General features: G+C 36.6%; 17 protein-coding genes and 4 tRNA genes. 17 read left to right on the forward strand and 4 right to left on the reverse strand.

Annotated features, from left to right (window positions below):
• Positions 1-17 precede the first annotated feature (17 nt).
• Together IE155_RS00595 and IE155_RS00600 are read right to left on the reverse strand one after the other, a co-directional pair.
• The gene (locus IE155_RS00595) at positions 18-1,403 is read right to left on the reverse strand and encodes a gluzincin family metallopeptidase (protein ID WP_189376152.1); all 1,386 of its coding nucleotides are present in this window, start codon (positions 1,401-1,403) and stop codon (positions 18-20) included.
• Positions 1,404-1,690: 287 nt separating this feature from the next.
• Complete coding sequence (locus IE155_RS00600; protein WP_189376153.1) at positions 1,691-3,037, reverse strand: anti-phage deoxyguanosine triphosphatase; 1,347 nt, start codon at positions 3,035-3,037, stop codon at positions 1,691-1,693.
• A 163-nt stretch (positions 3,038-3,200) separates the two neighbouring features.
• Between IE155_RS00600 and IE155_RS00605 the strand changes: the two genes are divergently transcribed.
• Positions 3,201-3,944, forward strand: coding sequence for a substrate-binding periplasmic protein (locus IE155_RS00605; RefSeq protein ID WP_189376154.1), 744 nt, complete (start codon positions 3,201-3,203; stop codon positions 3,942-3,944).
• Between the two features lie 14 nt (positions 3,945-3,958).
• On the opposite strand, the gene cmoB is transcribed toward IE155_RS00605, so the two are convergent.
• On the reverse strand, positions 3,959-4,924 hold the full coding sequence (gene cmoB / locus IE155_RS00610) for a tRNA 5-methoxyuridine(34)/uridine 5-oxyacetic acid(34) synthase CmoB (protein ID WP_189376155.1): 966 nt from the start codon (positions 4,922-4,924) through the stop codon (positions 3,959-3,961).
• The gene (gene cmoA, locus IE155_RS00615) at positions 4,921-5,649 is read right to left on the reverse strand and encodes a carboxy-S-adenosyl-L-methionine synthase CmoA (protein ID WP_189376156.1); all 729 of its coding nucleotides are present in this window, start codon (positions 5,647-5,649) and stop codon (positions 4,921-4,923) included. Before cmoA ends, cmoB begins: the two co-directional genes overlap by 4 nt.
• Before the next feature lie 272 nt (positions 5,650-5,921).
• On the opposite strand from cmoA, the gene aspS reads away from it, so the two are divergent.
• The 16 genes from aspS to IE155_RS00695 all read left to right on the forward strand — a co-directional run bounded on the left by aspS (position 5,922) and on the right by IE155_RS00695 (position 17,893).
• Positions 5,922-7,694 carry an aspartate--tRNA ligase gene (aspS, locus tag IE155_RS00620; protein WP_189376157.1) on the forward strand — a complete coding sequence of 591 codons (1,773 nt, stop codon included), beginning with the start codon at positions 5,922-5,924 and terminating at the stop codon, positions 7,692-7,694.
• A 274-nt stretch (positions 7,695-7,968) separates the two neighbouring features.
• Entirely contained in the window at positions 7,969-8,496 is a 528-nt protein-coding gene (ruvC, locus tag IE155_RS00625; protein ID WP_189376158.1) for a crossover junction endodeoxyribonuclease RuvC, read from the forward strand.
• 77 nt (positions 8,497-8,573) lie between these two features.
• Positions 8,574-9,191, forward strand: a complete 618-nt coding sequence (gene ruvA / locus IE155_RS00630) for a Holliday junction branch migration protein RuvA (RefSeq protein ID WP_189376159.1) — start codon at positions 8,574-8,576, stop codon at positions 9,189-9,191.
• A gap of 54 nt (positions 9,192-9,245) precedes the next feature.
• Complete coding sequence (ruvB, locus tag IE155_RS00635; protein ID WP_189376160.1) at positions 9,246-10,256, forward strand: Holliday junction branch migration DNA helicase RuvB; 1,011 nt, start codon at positions 9,246-9,248, stop codon at positions 10,254-10,256.
• A 461-nt stretch (positions 10,257-10,717) separates the two neighbouring features.
• Positions 10,718-11,128 (forward strand): tol-pal system-associated acyl-CoA thioesterase, encoded by a 411-nt coding sequence (gene ybgC, locus IE155_RS00640; protein ID WP_189376161.1) that lies wholly within the window; start codon positions 10,718-10,720, stop codon positions 11,126-11,128.
• Positions 11,118-11,804 (forward strand): protein TolQ, encoded by a 687-nt coding sequence (gene tolQ, locus IE155_RS00645; RefSeq protein WP_189376162.1) that lies wholly within the window; start codon positions 11,118-11,120, stop codon positions 11,802-11,804. Before ybgC ends, tolQ begins: the two co-directional genes overlap by 11 nt.
• Before the next feature lie 18 nt (positions 11,805-11,822).
• Positions 11,823-12,248, forward strand: a complete 426-nt coding sequence (tolR, locus tag IE155_RS00650) for a protein TolR (RefSeq protein WP_189376163.1) — start codon at positions 11,823-11,825, stop codon at positions 12,246-12,248.
• Entirely contained in the window at positions 12,249-13,091 is an 843-nt protein-coding gene (tolA, locus tag IE155_RS00655) for a cell envelope integrity protein TolA (RefSeq protein ID WP_229816915.1), read from the forward strand. It abuts the gene before it with no gap.
• A gap of 36 nt (positions 13,092-13,127) precedes the next feature.
• Positions 13,128-14,474 (forward strand): Tol-Pal system beta propeller repeat protein TolB, encoded by a 1,347-nt coding sequence (gene tolB / locus IE155_RS00660; protein ID WP_189376165.1) that lies wholly within the window; start codon positions 13,128-13,130, stop codon positions 14,472-14,474.
• 45 nt (positions 14,475-14,519) lie between these two features.
• Positions 14,520-15,062: a peptidoglycan-associated lipoprotein Pal gene (pal, locus tag IE155_RS00665; RefSeq protein ID WP_189376166.1), complete on the forward strand. Its 543-nt coding sequence runs from the start codon at positions 14,520-14,522 to the stop codon at positions 15,060-15,062.
• Between the two features lie 12 nt (positions 15,063-15,074).
• Positions 15,075-15,851: a tol-pal system protein YbgF gene (ybgF, locus tag IE155_RS00670; RefSeq protein ID WP_189376167.1), complete on the forward strand. Its 777-nt coding sequence runs from the start codon at positions 15,075-15,077 to the stop codon at positions 15,849-15,851.
• 140 nt (positions 15,852-15,991) lie between these two features.
• Positions 15,992-16,067, forward strand: a tRNA-Lys gene (locus IE155_RS00675).
• 110 nt (positions 16,068-16,177) lie between these two features.
• Positions 16,178-16,253 (forward strand) — tRNA-Lys (locus IE155_RS00680).
• Between the two features lie 87 nt (positions 16,254-16,340).
• Positions 16,341-16,416, forward strand: a tRNA-Lys gene (locus tag IE155_RS00685).
• A gap of 158 nt (positions 16,417-16,574) precedes the next feature.
• Positions 16,575-17,615, forward strand: a complete 1,041-nt coding sequence (nadA, locus tag IE155_RS00690) for a quinolinate synthase NadA (protein ID WP_189376168.1) — start codon at positions 16,575-16,577, stop codon at positions 17,613-17,615.
• 190 nt (positions 17,616-17,805) lie between these two features.
• Positions 17,806-17,893, forward strand: a tRNA-Ser gene (locus IE155_RS00695).
• The last annotated feature ends 109 nt before the right edge of the window (positions 17,894-18,002 follow it).

The raw sequence follows: 18,002 nt of genomic DNA on the forward strand, positions 1-18,002 counted from the left end.
TAAGTGTTGCTCCTTGTTTATTTAAGTAGGATTTTAGCTTGATTTATTGCGTCTTTATTTGCAAAATAATTTTCAACTAAGAAGGCTAATTTTGCATCATTGTTCAACACTTCAGTTAATGTTTTTATCATAAATTTATAATCGGTGAATTCTGTTTCAACAGTAAGCATTTTATTGATCCATAACCACATATTTTCCTCACCTATTTCCTTTTCAATGGCTAACCAAACAATAGGAGCATAAGTGTATACATAACGATTTCTGTTCCCGTAATCAGATTTATTTTTAATATCTTTAATTGCGACAAAGTTTTTGTCTTCTAAATTACTTAGTTTTTTATTTATGGTTTCTAAGTAAACTTTTTCATTAATTAATTTTTTTGTTAACTTTAAAGAAAGGTATTCTGCAAATGATTCTGAAAACATATCACCAAGTTCAGAGTTAAAGTCTCTATAAGTACCAAAATAGTAATGTGCTAATTCATGAGCAATAAAAGGTTTAAACCAGCTTGATTCACTTTCATCAAATAAATTACTTAAGCCACCTTCATCATGGTTTATTGTAACAATTGCAGGATATGAAACAAACAGCCAAGAGTTTTTCTTAGATATAGGTGTTGTATGAATATACACAACACTTTCACCGTAAGGTAAGGATAGTTTTTCCTGATAATATTGCTCATATGAGGAGGTTATCTTCCCTAACTCCGACATTTGATTTGCCGACAAACCAGAGTTCAAATAGTAGCTTCCGTTTTGTTGACCAATATTATAGTCACCTGCAAATAAAATAAGGGAAACAGGGTTATCTCTTTTAAATATTCCGTGAGAGGCTGAAATGGGTTTACTACCATTAACATAAATTGATTTACAATCTAGGCAAGTAACTTCAATGTTATATGTGACTTCGTCATAGCGCTTATCTAGCTCAATATCATATAAAATTGGATACCAAGCCGTTTGGAAGCCATCAGTACGAATTGTTTTTCCGTTAAAAGCAATATTACCTTTCCAGTCACCACTTTCGCTTGCTTTGTTCATATTATTAATTACAGGAAATTTTCCAGTGTATTTAAACTGCATAGTTGAAGGTAGAAATTTACCTTTTACTGTATTATCAGGAAGGTAATAGCCAAAACTTTCATATGAATAATTGGTGTTGTAAGTTTTATCAAAGGGATAGTTGGCAGTGTCTTTCTGATTTCTAAAGTATTGGATATTAAAACCAGAGTTAAGAAATATAAGATAATTTTTTAGTTTTGGAATATTGTCGAGCTGAAAGTTAGCATCAATAGTTCCGTTTATAACTGAAATATCAATTGTACCTGTAAGCTTTATTGGCAGTTCAACAGAAAATGTTGGTACTGAAAAGAGTAAAGAGAGGATAACTAGTATTTTATTCATGAAATTTCCTTATTACATGATGGTTTATTTTTATCAGGATTATACGATGGTAAATACATTTGTCTATTTAATTGTTTTTATTACGTTTAGCTTGAAGTTAGTCGTATATTTCAATGTCGTTGTTTAGCTTTACAAAGCAAACTATTTAGGGCCCCACTAGCACTTAACATTGAGGTGAATAGAGTTTATTTAAAGTCTCCGGTTAATAGGTTCAGGTGTTTTCCTTGCATATATATCGAGCATAAATTTTCAAAAATCTCTATTGTTTATTCGCTATAGTTTAATGACTATAAATGTAAATCGTGATGGCTACGTGAATTACTTGGCACAAATAAGCTTTGGTAAAGGTTCGTTGCAAAGTCGTCAGTCATACCCGAAACATAATCAGCAATGACGCGGTAGCTATTTAAATTATTTTCTACGGCATAGGTATATCGTTGCTGGGCATTTTTGGGTAATAAACGCAAAGGATCTGAAGCAAGGGCTTCAAATAATTCCATGACTATTTGTTGACCACGATATTCATGATGTTGAATTTCAGTACGTTTTATCACAAAGTCATAAACAAAATCTTTAAATATTTGTAGTGCCTGTTGGGCAGTTTTAGGGTGTTTAGCATTGTAGCGTAATAGCGGTTCTTCAAATTGAATAGGAGAGTTTTCATTTAAATCAACTAATGTAATGGCTGTTATTAAATAATTAACTAAACCGCCAATAGCTTCTTTTTGTTGGTAGGTTTTGTGACTAAATAATTGCTCGGTTAATGGCTTACTTAATTGTTGTAGCCAGCTATCGTCTATTTTTTGAAGTTTGTTAATGACTTGTTGTTCAAAATCTTCACGCCTAACAACACCAGTAACAATAGCATCTTCTAAATCATGAATGCCATAAGCTATATCATCAGCTAATTCCATTATTGAGCAATCAAGGGATTTGTAAATAGTTTTGCTATGGGCATTTTGTCTGACATTAATTTGTTGAAACAAGCTTTTATCACTATGGCTTAAAGGAGATAAAATCCAATTTAATGTATCAATATCGTCTTGGTAAACACCTTTAGGAGGGTGCCAATCACTTGCTTTTAACTGCCTGAATGTTGCTGGAATTGTTGGTGCTTGCTCTGATGTTAATTGCTCAAGAGTTTGTGGGTACTTGATTAACCCTAATAAGGTCCTTCGAGCTAAATTCATCCCGTTATTTTCACTAAAAGGTTCCAAGTTAGAAACTATGCGCAAGGTTTGTCCGTTGCCTTCAAAACCGCCATGATCTCGCATCATAAAGTGTAACGCGACTTCGCCGCCATGGCCGAAGGGAGGGTGACCAATATCATGGGCTAAACATAATGATTCTATTAAGCTATCTTCATTAGGAAATAATATTTTGCTTAGTTCAGGATGTTTCATACGCAATTGCGCACTAATACCTGAACCGATTTGTGAGGCCTCTAAGGAATGTGTTAATCGTGTACGATAAAAGTCACTTTGCCCGCTTCCCATAACTTGAGTTTTCGATTGTAATCGTCTAAATGCTGCTGAATGAAGTATACGAGCACGGTCTCGTTGAAAAGGGCTACGATGATCATTTTTACGTTGTGCGACGTGTGTTAATTGACGTTCAAACCAAATATCTGACATAAATTCCCTAAAGTGTTAAACATTGCTTAGCACAAGCGTTAATAACTGCTAAAATGGTAAATATATAGTAGCGGTTTTGTTAACAATACTAAGAAAATAGATCTTAACCATACCGAATTTTTTTTTTATTATCTAGCGCTAGCATGCGTAGAGGCTTTAAAGTTTGCAAGTAATTTGTAAGAGTGTAATTGTTGCGTTTTCATTGTTAAGTATTTCTATTTTCGCGAGTGAAACCTCTCCATTAATTAACAAGACAATTGTTACCGGCTTAAATAAACCCCCTTATGTGATTGAAGAGGGGAGTAAAGGTATTCAATTAGATTTAATTAGAACAGCATTTAAAAGCTCAGGTTTTTCCATTTCTTTTCTTCATATCCCTTTCGGACGTGGGGTTACTGGCTTTCAGCAGTTCAATGCTGATGGCATACTTACCTTGCCAGAAGATGCTGATTTTGCAGATCTTTATGTTAGCCAACCTTATATTTATTATCAAAATATTGCGGTGAGTCTGTTAGAAAATGATTTTTCTATCGATAATATTAGCGATTTAGCGGGAAAAAGCATTATTGCTTTTCAAAATGCAAGAAAGTATTTAGGTGATGAATATAACGAAGCAGCAACAAGCTTTATGAACTATCGTGAAGTGCCAGAGCAAGATAAACAAATAGAATCATTATTTTTACATCGCTCGGATGTTATTGTTTTAGATATCAATATATTTAAGGCGTATCTTAAGTCTCACGCTAATAGTGATTTAACTAAACCATTTAAGGTTCACTATATCTTCAGTGAAAGACCTTACTCCGCTGGGTTTAGAGGCAAAGAAATGCGAGATATATTCGATGAAAATATCAAAAAAATGAGAGAAAACGGTACGTATCAGTTAATTTTAGATAAGTACCTTTAGTTGTCTGTTTACTTTTAGATATTCGCAATGAAAATAGCGCGTTTAGGGGCTGGATAGCCCTCTATAGTTTTTGTATTGTCATTAGGGTCAAGAAAGTCTTGCAAAGACTCAGTATCAATCCATTGTGTTTTACGTTGTTCGTCAAGGGCCGTAATATCGGTGTTAACAACTCGAATATTTTTAAAACCTACGCGTTCAAGCCAGGCACACATAGCATCACAACTGGGTAAAAACCATACGTTGCGCATTTTAGCGTAACGTTCACCTGGCACAAGTACGGTATTAATATCTCCATCAACGATTAATGTTTCTAATACTAATTCGCCGCCTTTTGCCAGTTGCGCTTTAAGTTGATAGAGAAAATCGATTGGTGAACGGCGGTGGTATAGCACTCCCATGGCAAATACCGTATCAAAGGCTTTTAACTCAGGTAAGTCTTCTACTCCTAAAGGGAGTAAATTTACGCAATCGTCATTAATAAAGTGTTGAATTGCATTAAATTGCATAAGAAACAGCTGTGTTGGATCTATGCCAACTACAAATTTAGCTTGTTCACCGCGCATACGCCATAAGTGATAACCGCTACCACAGCCTATATCTAATACGTATCTGTCTTGTAGAGGACTAATATGATTTTTTAAACGATCCCACTTAAAGTCTGAGCGCCATTCTGTATCTATGTGTAAACCATGAATGTGATATGGACCTTTTCGCCAAGGTTTGAATTTTTTTAGCAAGTTTTCAATACGCTTAAATTCACCGTCGTTAATATCGTCTCGCTCTCCGGCTTTAACTTGGCTGCTTAAATCAATAGTGCTTACTGTTGTTTTAGGAAGTGCTTCCAAAGTTTTTTGCCACTGTGCAAACTCACCATGTAAGTTCTCTTTTTGCCATAAGGTGAGTTGTGCTGGTAAGGTGTTTAACCAATGAGAAAGTCGACTTTGTGCAATTTTTTGATAAAAGCGGTTGTAAGAGATCATTTAATTGCCACCAATGAGAAAAAGTTAAAGCACTGAAACCAAGGTGCAATATGGTTAAAACCTGCAGTAGATAGGCGATCGATATGTATGTCTAAACTATCGGGTTTCATCACATTTTCAAGTGCCGTGCGTTTTTGTGCTATTTCTAAGTCACTATAGCCATTCGCACGTTTAAAATCGTGGTGTAAATCAATGAGAAGTTGATCGCAAACTTGATCAGGATGGGTTATTTTTTCTGACAATAATAATAAGCCGCCGGGTTGTAATCCTTGAGCTATTTTATTAATTAATTGGGCGCGTAACTCAGGCTCAATAAACTGCATGGTAAAGTTAATCACCACCATCGAAGCATTGGTTATTTCGACATCTAAAATATTGGCTTCAATTATTTCAACAGGCGTTTTGCCTTTAAAGGCATTGACGTGAATTTTACAACGTTCAACCATTGCAGGGGAGTTATCAATCCCAATAATTTTACAATTATCAGCTAATATTGCCTTACGCATTGCAGAAGTCGCCGCACCCAATGAACAACCTAAATCATAAACTGAAGAATTATCAGTAACATAGCGTTGACTAAGACGGCCAATAGTATCAATTATTGTGTTGTATCCTGGCACTGATCGAGAAATCATATCAGGAAATACTTCAACAACTTGTCGGTCAAAAGTAAAATCTTTAAGTTGGTCGTGTTTTTTAGAAAATATTAAATCAGTGTCTGGCATGAATACAGTAATACATCGCTAGCGTAAATTGGCGCTATTTTAACTGAAATAATCACAGGATTAAATGTTCCTGTATTTTTATGTGACCAATGATGAACCTTAGAGATAAATTTCATCATTAAGTGGCTACAAATCTTACAGTACGGTAATTACTTAGGTGACAATCTTAGTGTTTACTATATAATGTGCAGCATTTTTTATGTTAATAGAAATAACGGTAAATAGGTCGTTAGTTTCGAACGCTAGTAGTTTATCAGGCAGGGCAAAATAGTATGCGTACGGTTTATTGTGGTGAGGTCAACGAATCTCATGTAGGTCAAGAAATTACATTATGTGGCTGGGTTAATCGCCGCCGCGACTTAGGTGCCGTGATCTTTTTAGATTTACGTGACCGTGAAGGTATAGTTCAAGTAGTTTATGACCCTGATTTACCTGACGTTATCGCTAAAGCTAATACTTTGCGTAATGAATTTTGTGTGCAGGTTAAAGGTAAAGTTAGAGCGCGTCCAGAAGGGCAAATTAATAAAGACATGAAAACTGGTGCTATTGAAGTACTTGGCTTAGACCTTGTTATTTTAAATAAATCAGCGCCTTTACCACTTGATAGTAATCAAACCAATTCTGAAGAACAACGTTTAAAGTATCGCTATTTAGATTTACGTCGTCCAGAAATGACCGAACGTTTACGTTTTCGTGCAAAAGTAACGTCAGCTGTGCGCGAATCCTTAGAGTCTCAAGGTTTTTTGGATATAGAAACCCCTATTTTAACGGCAGCTACGCCAGAAGGTGCGCGTGATTATTTAGTGCCAAGTAGAACACATAAAGGTAGTTTCTTTGCTTTACCGCAATCACCTCAGTTATTTAAACAATTACTGATGATGTCAGGTATGGAACGCTACTATCAAATTGTAAAATGTTTTCGTGACGAAGATTTACGTGCTGATCGCCAACCTGAATTTACACAAATTGATATTGAAACCTCTTTCATGTCATCTGATCAAGTGATGCAAGTGACTGAAAAAATGATCCGTGAACTTTTCTTAAAACTATTAAATGTAGATTTAGGCGAATTTCCGCGTATGCCATATAGTGAAGCTATGACACGTTTTGGTTCAGACAAACCTGACTTACGTAACCCATTAGAAATTACTGATGTGGCTGATATTTTAAAAGACGTTGAATTTAAAGTATTCTCTGGTCCAGCTAACGACCCTAAAGGGCGTGTTTCTGTTATTTGTGTACCTGATGGCGCGACGAAGTTTTCACGTAAAAACATTGACGATTTAACAAAGTTTGTGGGTATTTACGGTGCTAAAGGCATGCCATGGTTAAAAGTAAATGATCGAGATGCGGGCCTTGATGGCTTGCAATCACCTATTTTAAAGTTTTTAACTGAAGAGTCTGTGAATACTTTACTAGATCGCGTTAACGCAAAAACCGGTGATATTATTTTCTTTGGCTCAGATACGTACAACGTAGTAACTGAGTCATTAGGTGCCTTACGTCTTAAATTAGGTGAAGATTTAGATCTTCTTCAAGGCGAATGGAAACCGTTATGGGTGGTTGATTTTCCAATGTTTGAAGAAGTTGATGGCCAAATGCATGCAATTCATCATCCGTTTACAGCACCAACAAATTTAACGGCACAAGAGCTTGAAGCAAACCCTGTTGGAGCATTATCTGATGCTTATGACATGGTGTTAAACGGCTGTGAATTAGGCGGTGGTTCTGTGCGTATTCATAATCAAGACATGCAAGCAGCGGTATTTAGAATTTTGGGTATTAGTGATGAAGAAGCCCAAGAAAAGTTTGGCTTCTTACTTGAAGCATTACAATATGGTGCGCCACCTCATGCTGGTTTAGCCTTTGGTTTAGACCGTTTAGTCATGCTAATGACCGGAGCAACATCTATTCGTGATGTTATGGCTTTCCCGAAAACAACCACTGCAGCCTGTCCTTTAACTAATGCGCCAGGAAAGGCTAACCCAGTGCAATTAACCGAGCTAGGTATACAAACAATCGCTAAAGAGATAAAAGCAGATTAACTAACTTTAGCTAAAATCTAAATGAATATAATGCAGTTAAAGTGTATGCTTTAACTGCTTTTTTATATACAGGATGTATGGTATGTCACGGTTGCATGGATGCAAAAGAGTGACGATATCAGGATGTATGGTATGTCACGGTTGCATGGATGCAAAGGAGTGACGATATGATATCAGGATGTATGGTATGTCACGGTTGCATGGATGCAAAAGAGTGACGATATCAGGATGTATGGATGAACACTCGATTTTTATATAAAAGTTAAGGATCAGTTTGAGTATTATTTTAGGCATAGATCCCGGCTCACGCTTAACCGGTTACGGGGTAATAGAGCAACAAGGACGCAAATTTACATATCTTGGTAGTGGTTGTATCAAAGCGATAGCCTCGGGAGATGACTTAGCTGGACGCCTGCAAACTATTTTTGCTGGTGTCTCAGAAATTATTCTGCAATTTAATCCTGATATGTTTGCAATAGAGCAAGTTTTTATGGGAGTAAATCCTGGCGGCGCTTTAAAGCTAGGACAAGCACGAGGGGCAGCAATTGTCGCTGCAACGAGTAATGGACTAACTATCGCTGAGTATTCAGCACGACAAATTAAACAATCAGTTGTTGGTACAGGTGGCGCAGATAAAGCACAAGTACAGCATATGGTTAAAACCATTCTAAAATTACCCGTTTCACCTCAAGCTGATGCCGCAGATGCGCTGGCGGTCGCGCTTTGTCATGGTCATAGTTATGATTCATTGCTGAAAATGTCTGGGCAAGTGAAAAAAACGGTACGAGGGCGGTTAAGATAATAGAGAATAAAATCTACTTTACTGTATATTTATCTAGTGCTATCTTAAGCCCAATATTTAGTGAAGAGTAAATTGTTTTGATTGGTCGTTTACGCGGATTGTTGATAGAAAAAATAGCCCCAGAAATATTAATTGAATGCAATGGCATAGGTTACGAAGTTACTATGCCAATGACTAGTATTTATGCATTACCCGAGCTTAATCAAGAAGCGGTTATTTATACGCACTTTGTTGTTAGAGAAGATGCTCAATTACTGTATGGCTTTGCTAATAAAACTGAACGTAAACTGTTTCGCTTATTGATTAAAGTCAACGGCGTAGGTCCTAAACTCGCATTAGCTATTTTATCTGGAATGTCAGCAGAGCAATTTGTTAGTTGTGTTATACATGACGATTTAACCACAATCGTTAAAATTCCAGGCGTAGGTAAAAAAACAGCTGAACGACTGTTGATTGAAATGCGAGATAGAATTAAAGATTGGCACACTGATGAAAGCAGCGCTACATTTACTCTTAATTCATCTGCGGCCAACTCGCAACCTATAGTGATGAATAACGTTAAAGGAGATGCTATTAACGCTTTAATTTCTTTAGGCTACAATCAATCACAAGCTGATAAAGCGATTAAAGCAATCTTCCAAGCGGGTATGACAAGTGAAGACCTGATCCGTGATGCTCTTAAATCAATGCTTTAATGTAAGGCATTAATTTACTTAGTTTAAAAATTTTAATAAGGTTTAGTCGTAATTATGATAGAAGCTGATCGTTTGATCCAACCAGTAGCAACCATTGAAGATGAGAGTGTTGATCGTGCTATTCGTCCTAAAATGTTAGCTGACTACACTGGGCAAGATCATGTGAAGTCGCAAATGGAAATATTCATTCAGGCGGCGAAACTACGAAACGAACCTTTAGATCACCTATTAGTTTTTGGCCCTCCGGGGCTAGGTAAAACTACATTAGCGAACATTGTAGCCAATGAAATGGGCGTTAATATTCGAACCACATCAGGCCCCGTATTAGAAAAAGCTGGCGACTTAGCCGCATTATTAACGAACTTAGAAGAAAATGATGTGCTTTTTATTGATGAAATACATCGACTAAGTCCTGTCGTTGAGGAAATACTTTATCCTGCTATGGAAGACTACCAACTGGATTTAATGATTGGCGAAGGGCCTGCAGCGCGATCTATTAAACTAGATTTACCACCTTTCACACTCATTGGCGCGACAACACGCGCGGGTGCGTTAACTTCACCGCTTCGTGATCGTTTTGGTATAGTGCAACGTTTAGAATTTTATAACAGTAAAGATCTCACCGATATTGTTAATCGCTCAGCACATTTTTTGAATTTAACTATTGATAATGAAGGAGCATTCGAAATAGCTAAACGCTCAAGAGGAACCCCCAGAATAGCTAATCGTTTATTAAGACGAGTAAGAGATTTTGCCGATGTAAAAACAGCAGGTGTTGTTAACCAAAATACTGCAGCTGATGCTTTAGGTATGCTTGAGGTTGATAAAGAAGGGTTCGATATTATGGATCGTAAATTATTATCGGCAATTATCGAAAAATTTATGGGGGGACCTGTTGGTTTAGATAATGTTGCAGCGGCCATTGGCGAGGAAAGAGAAACTATTGAAGATGTGCTTGAACCTTTCTTAATTCAACAAGGTTTTTTACAACGCACCCCAAGGGGACGTATTGTGACAGATAAAGCCTACCTACATTTTGGAATTGATAACCCAATCAACGAGTAGAGTTATTTGCTACTTTCTAGTATAACTTTTGACGTTATTGTAACAAAATTCAGACAAAAAAAAGCCCGCAGTATGACTGCGGGCCAACTTAGTAATAAGTTGATAGAAGGAATATAATTTCCAGAAAACATGTCAGAGAGAATAAAAAAATTTACTCAAACTATTCTGGCTAATAAAGTAACTGTTGGGGAGTAGTTAGTTTATTGCGCTAGCTCAGAAAGTATGAGTATTCTACTTAGAGTATTTACTTTAGACAATTGAAATAAATTATGTGTTTCGCATTAGAAAAACTAATGTTGTTTGGGTTTTGTTGTCTGATGTTTTTTCATTTTTTACGTATTAATTTTATTTGTTTGTATTTTCTTACAATCTTAAGAGATTAACACTTGTTAGACCGTCATCAATTCTATTACTATTACCTAGTTCTTTAATAATATATTTACTAATCTATTTTGATGCCAATGTTAGAATACACTGATACCCACCAACTGCGAGTCTATTACGAAGATACAGATGCTGGTGGTATTGTTTATTATGCAAACTATCTTAAGTTTTTCGAGCGAGCTCGCACTGAATACCTTAGGAAGTGTGGGATAAATCAATCAGAATTTTTAGAACAAAATATAGGTTTTGTGGTCAGAAAAATTGAAATGGACAATTTAGCTTCTGCAAAACTGGATGATTTACTTATTGTTACTTCAAAAATCTGCCAATTAAAAGGCGCAAGTTTGGTTTTTGAGCAACAGATCTCCACTGAATCGCAAGGCTTATTATGCACCGCTAAGGTTCGTATAGCTTGTGTTAACTTAGCTTTAGCTAAACCCTGTGCCATACCTGAAATAATATTAGGAGCGTTAAAACGTGTCAGCTGAAATTTCATTCTTTGATTTATTTTTACAAGCAAGTTTATTAGTTAAATTAGTAATGCTTACACTCTTGGGTTTTTCTATAGCGAGTTGGGCGGTTATCATTCAACGTCGTAAAGTTATCACTCAAGCGATTAATCAATTAAAAACCTTTGAAGATAAGTTCTGGAGTGGAGCTGACTTAAGTAAGCTTTATAGCGAAATTAGTGCGCGTTCACATATTTATGGCATTGAGAGTTTATTTGTATCAGGCTTCAAAGAGTTTGCACGCATCAGAAAAAGTAATATTAGTTCACCGCAGGCAGTAATGGATGGCACCCATCGTGCGATGCGCGTTGCTTTGTCAAGAGAAGTTGATGAATTAGAAACACATTTACCTTTAATGGCAACTGTGGGCTCAATTAGTCCTTATATTGGTTTATTTGGTACTGTTTGGGGGATCATGAACTCTTTTATTGCATTAGGGGCTGTTGAACAAGCAACTTTAGCTATGGTAGCACCTGGTATTGCTGAAGCCTTAATTGCTACAGCTATGGGACTATTTGCTGCAATTCCAGCGGTAATCGCATTTAACCGTTTTAGTCATCGCGTTGAAAAACTTGAGAATAGCTATGGTAACTTTATGGAAGAGTTTTCAAGTATTTTACAAAGACAAACGGCTGGCGAACAACAAAACAAATAACGATAAACAAGGGCTTTTATGTACACTCGAGTTAGACGAAAAAAAGTGGCTGAAATAAATGTTGTACCTTATATCGATGTTATGTTGGTACTTTTAATTATTTTTATGGTAACTGCACCATTGATCACTCAAGGGGTTAAAGTTGAATTACCTAAAGCAGATGCTGAGCCTTTAAGTAAAGACAGCAAACCACCATTAGTTGCATCTGTTAATGCCAAAGGGGAATATTTTCTTGCCGTTGGAGCAAGTAAAAATGAACCAATGTCAGCAGATGAAGTAGCGGCAGTGGTAAAAGCACACTTAGCTAAAGCCCCTGATACACCGGTTGTTGTTAATGGCGATGGTGCCGTATCGTACGATGCAGTTATTCAATTAATGGTGGTATTACAAAGGCAAGCGGGCGTGCCTTCTGTGGGTTTAATGACAGATTCTCCGGAGAAATAATTGTTTAAGTTTAAAAAAATGTCACCGCTATCATTAAGTATTACATTACATATTGTTGTGTTATTAGTTTTACTTATTGGTGACTTTTCTTCTCCGACTCCCAAAGCAACACCCATGGTTGTACCTATGCAACCCATTACAGCTGTGGCGGTTGAAAAGAAAGTTATAGACAATCAAATTAATAAAATTAAGCAAGCTGAAGCGGCAGAAAAAAAACGCCAGCGTGATAAAATAGAAGCCGCAAGAAAAGCCAAAGAAAAAAAGATACGTGATGAAAAAGCGCGTAAAAAGAAAATAGCTGATGAAAAAGCTAAAGCGGTTGCTGCAGAAAAAGCACGTAAGAAAAAAATTGCAGATAAAAAAGCTGCAGATGAAAAAGCCGCGGCAGCAAAGGCAAAAAAATTAAAAGAAGAAAAGCGCAAAGCTGAAGAGGCTAAAAAGAAAGAAATTGCGCGCAAGAAAAAATTACAAGAAGCTAAAGAAAAAGCCGCTCAAGAGCGGTTACTTGAACAACAGTTAGCTGAAGAGATGGAAAGTAGAAATCAAGCGCGTCGCCAACAAGTCTTAACTGAAATTGGGCGTTACACTGCATTGATAAGTCAAACAATTCAGCGTAACTTAATCACAGATAAAGCGACAATGGCAGGGCGATCTTGTAAGTTAACGATTAGTTTAGCTCCTTCGGGTTTTGTAACTAATGTTGTGGTTGGTCAGGGCAATAGAGTAGTATGTGACGCAGCTAAAGCAGCTGTGTATAAAGCAGGTACTTTACCTGTATCAAAAAATCCTGAAGTATTTAATGAAATGCGTACTATTAGCTTAACGGTAGTACCTGAGTTTTAACATTTAAGTGTTTAAAAAGAGAAGATTATATTTCGTATGATTAAAGTTAGAATTTTTGTAGCAATCCTTTTAAGTTTCATCGCCACACATGCTATGGCAACGTTAGAAATTGTGATCACAGAGGGGATTGATAGCGCCAGACCTATTGCCATTGTCCCATTTGAATGGACAGGTCCAGGCTCTATGCCTGAATCTCTTTCTAAAACGATTAGTGATGATTTACTTCGAAGTGGAAAATTTAATCCTATTAACCCGATACGCTTTCCTCAAACACCAAGCCATGATAGCCAAGTCGATTATGCCGCGTGGGCGTCCACAGGTGTAGAAGCTATATTAATTGGTAAAGTTAAAGAAGTATCAATAGGCCGTTATCAAGTATCGTATCAATTAATTGATGTAATTCGTGGTCAAATTACCGGTGGTCAAACACAAATGTTAAGTAGCGGTAAGTTAGTGAATACATCTGATCATATTTATCATGAAAGCAGTGTACAAATTAGTACAACGCAATTTCGTCGTTATGCTCATCAAATAAGTGATGTTGTTTATGAAAAGTTAACAGGTACACGTGGTGCTTTCTTAACAAAAATTGCTTACATAATAGTAAGAGATTCAGGCAACTATCCATATCAACTTGTTATTGCTGATTATGATGGTTATAACGAACATGTTTTATTAAGTTCTAAAGAACCATTAATGTCACCGAATTGGCACCCTAATGGCGACAAATTAGCTTATGTAACTTTTGAGAATCAGCAAGCCCAGATATATATTATTGATATATATACTGGAAAGCGTACGATGGTCAGTTCATTTAATGGGATAAATAGTGCACCCAAATGGTCGCCAGATGGCAAAAAATTAGCTATGGTATTGTCTAAGGATGGTAATTCCGAATTATATGTGATGGATGTTGCTACCAAAAAGTTACGTAGAATTACGCGAAATCGTGCTATAGATACGGAGCCAAGTTGGTCACCTGATGGTAAATCATTGATATTTACTTCAGAACGGGGTGGAAAAGCACAGCTATATCGCGTAAATTTAATTGATGGTAAAAAAAGACGCCTTACTTTTGACGGAGAAATGAACTTGGGTGGGTCATTAACACCTGATGGGCGTGAACTTGTGATGGTAAATCGTACAAGAGGGAAGTATCATCTAGCAAAGCTTGAGTTAGATTCAGGAGTATTTCAAGTATTAACGAATACACACTTAGATGAATCACCAAGTATAGCGCCTAATGGCGGTATGATAATTTATAGTACTTTGCATAATAAACGCCAAGTACTGAGTTTAGTTTCGGTCGATGGTCGATTTAAAGCTCGTTTACCTGCACTTAATGGGCAAGTAAAAGGGCCTGCGTGGTCACCATTTTTATAATAATATTAAGATTTAAAAATTGTAGAAACAATAAGGAAAAACACAATGCGCTTGAATAAAACAATGAAAGCTCTTGCTATTGCGCTACCAATGATGACATTAGCAGCCTGTAGTTCAAATTCAGATACTGATGAACAAAGTCAGATCGATACTAATGCACAAACTCAATCAAGTATGAGTGAGCAAGATAATGTGCAAGTTGCTGCTGCACAACGTGCTGCAGAAATTGAAGAGCAAAAGCGTCAAGAACTTGAGAGATTGCGCTCTGAGCATATCGTTTATTTTGGTTTTGATAAATCAAGTGTTAGCGGTGAGTACTCAGCAGTTTTAGATGCTCATGCCAAATTCCTTAATGAAAACACTAATGTTTCTGTATTAGTTGAAGGTCATGCCGATGAGCGTGGTACACCTGACTATAACATTGCTTTAGGTGAGCGTAGAGCTAAATCGGTAGTGACTTACTTAGAAAATATGGGCGTTTCATCATCACAAATTAGCATTGTGAGCTACGGTGAAGAGAAGCCTATGGTTAAAGATCGTAGCGAAAGTGCTTTCGCTAAAAACCGTCGTGCAGTTTTAGTATATTAATTAGGGCGTTAAATGAAACTCTCTAAAGTTTTATTAGGCGTATTTTCTGTTGCTATTGCCTTAGGGGCAATAGCGGCTGAACCCGCTCCAGTTATTGATATAAGTAATAGCAAACTATCCAATTCATATTCTACCTCAGAACGACTAACTGAATTAGAACGTAAACTTGACGCCCGTAATCGAGCGCAAGTTAACGTACAACGTCAATTAGACGAGTTACAAAATGAAGTAAATGAATTGCGTGGTATTACTGAATTACACACACATCAATTATCGCAAATATTAGAAAGGCAGAGAGAACTCTATCAAGAGCTTGATCGCCGTGTTAGTCAGGCATTAAAGCCCGCTAATAACGTTTCTTCTAATCTAACTATTGCCACTAACACTGAAAGTGTGAATTACAGTAATAATCTAACAGAAAATGATGCTTATGATCATGCCGTTAATCTGGTGTTAAAAGATAAAGACTATGATCAAGCCATACCGGAATTTAAAGCATTTAATCAACGTTTTCCTAATTCAACTTACGCACCTAATGCTCATTATTGGCTTGGACAACTTTTATTTAATAAAGGTGAGTTATCTCAAGCAAAAATAGAGTTTGAAGTTGTCGTAAACCAGTTTAGTCAATCAGCTAAACGCAGTGATGCACTGCTGAAATTAGGAATGGTTGAAGAAAAGCAAAATAATGCTGCTAAAGCTGCACAACTGTATCGTCAATTGTTGAATGAGTATCCAGACTCAAGTGCTGCAAAACTTGCTCAACCTCGATTAGCTGCAATTAAGTAGTTTATAACTTACCCTATGTGCTGTCTTTTTGTGCAAACACACGTGATTTATTAAAAAAAATTTAATTTGTTGTTGCACTGAGAAAATATATAAGTATTATATGCGGCGCGTTGACCGAGACGGACAACGCGCATAAATATCGGTCGTTAGCTCAGTTGGTAGAGCAGTTGGCTTTTAACCAATTTGTCGAAGGTTCAAATCCTTCACGACCGACCACTTTNCCAATTTGTCGAAGGTTCAAATCCTTCACGACCGACCACTTTCTTTTCATTTATGTTGTTTAGGAAGTGTGAAGAAACTTATTCTTATTTATTGATAAATTTAATCGGTCGTTAGCTCAGTTGGTAGAGCAGTTGGCTTTTAACCAATTTGTCGAAGGTTCAAATCCTTCACGACCGACCACTTATCTTTCCCTGTCTGGGATGGAAAATGGAATAAATGACTAATCACTAGACATTTAAACGGTTAAATTTATTATTCAATCATTATCGGTCGTTAGCTCAGTTGGTAGAGCAGTTGGCTTTTAACCAATTTGTCGAAGGTTCAAATCCTTCACGACCGACCACCTTTATTTCCACTTCTTTTTAACTCGAAAGCGTAATTAGAGATTATTTCATATTATTTTCATCTAACTTTCAAAAACAGATAATATCCTATATACACATTAGGGCAACTTTCGCGTATAATTTAACTCTTTTGAAAACCAAGTCATTAGAGTTGTAAATGTCTCAAACCAATTTAGCTGTTGAATTCGATTTCAAATTTCCTGCCAAACCAGCACCATTATCTGCGCATGAAAAACAAGCATACAAAGATCGTATTAAACAATTATTAATTGAAAAAGATGCTGTATTAGTTGCTCACTATTATACTGATCCTGAAATTCAAGCATTAGCAGAAGAAACAGGAGGTTGTGTCGCTGATTCACTCGAAATGGCGCGTTTTGGTAACCAGCACCCAGCAAAAATGCTTGTCGTAGCCGGTGTGCGTTTCATGGGAGAAACAGCAAAAGTATTAACGCCTGAAAAAACGGTCATCATGCCAACTCTTGAAGCAACATGTTCTTTAGATTTAGGTTGTCCAATTAAAGAGTTTAATGAGTTTTGTGATCAGCACCCTGATCGAACAGTCGTAGTTTATGCTAATACATCAACAGCTGTTAAGGCTAGAGCTGATTGGATAGTAACTTCATCTTGCGCGCTTGAAATAGTTGATTATTTAGATTCACAAGGTGAGAAAATATTATGGGGACCTGATAAACATTTAGGTAACTATATTAAAAAGCAAACTGATGCTGATATGATCATGTGGCAGGGCGCTTGTATCGTACATGACGAGTTTAAAACTAAAGCATTGACCGATATGAAAGCGTTACACCCAGATGCTGCAATACTGGTTCATCCAGAGTCACCAATTGATGTCATTAACTTAGCCGACTCAGTTGGGTCTACAAGTCAATTAATCAAAGCTGTTCAGCAATTACCAAATAAAAAATTTATTGTTGCAACCGATAGAGGTATTTTCTACAAAATGCAACAGCTGTGTCCTGATAAAGAGTTTTTTGAAGCGCCAACCGCTGGAGAAGGGGCTACTTGTAAAAGCTGTGCTCATTGTCCTTGGATGGCAATGAACGGCTTAAAAGAAATTGAAGACGCCTTATTAGATACAACAGGCAAAGAGGTATTTGTTGATATGTCATTACGTGAAGGCGCACTTAGATCAACTAATAGAATGTTAGACTTTTCTGCTGGTATTAAAAAGTAACTTATTTATTAAAAATTGAATAAAAATCAAGCAATCAAATTATAACGCTATAGTTTAAGTTGCTTAATTTAATTAACTTCCCTAACATAGCGCAGCTTTTCAGATAATGGCAGACAAATAGGGATATTTGGCTTGGGTGCCGATCATCATGGATGTGTTAAAACCCAACAATAAGTAGTTTAATTTCAATGGTGACGTGTCCGAGTGGCTGAAGGAGCACGCCTGGAAAGTGTGTAAAGGGCAACCTTTCGAGAGTTCGAATCTCTCCGTCACCGCCATTTTCTCTTTTAAGTAATAAATACTCCCTAGAAGTGATATTTTTTCATTTTATCTTTTTTAACTGATTTAAATCTGCCATATTGTTTGATTTACCCTTTACTTTTCTGG

This window comes from Thalassotalea profundi, assembly GCF_014653195.1.
Lineage (GTDB): Bacteria > Pseudomonadota > Gammaproteobacteria > Enterobacterales > Alteromonadaceae > Thalassotalea_B > Thalassotalea_B profundi.